Annotated in this window: 1 protein-coding gene; it reads right to left on the minus strand. The window is 48.6% G+C overall.

The window, feature by feature from the left end; all coding sequences use genetic code 11:
- A partial coding sequence (locus tag AC1RPK_RS07785; protein ID WP_481769361.1) for a hypothetical protein occupies positions 1 to 219 on the minus strand: 219 nt, incomplete at its 3' end.
- Positions 220 to 253 lie beyond the last annotated feature (34 nt).

Consider the following 253-nt stretch of genomic DNA (forward strand, 5'->3'; position numbering starts at 1 on the left):
GTTCTCTTCGATCAGGTTCTGCGTGACCTCACTCAGCTCTGCATACGCCTCGTTGTATCGGGCGTTATTCTTTTTATACTGCTCGTATTCTTCGGCTTCCTCAATATTAGCGGCCGTCGTATCGAACTCGTATTTTATCTGCTTCACGTGATCGATGAACGATTCTTCCGTAATCTCATCCCCAATTGCGCCTTGCAGGATTTTGACTTGATCGCCCATTGACTCGGAGAAGGCGACAAGCCGCGTGATTTCC

The sequence above is a fragment of the Dellaglioa sp. CoH-55-MRSF-6 genome, from assembly GCF_056782215.1.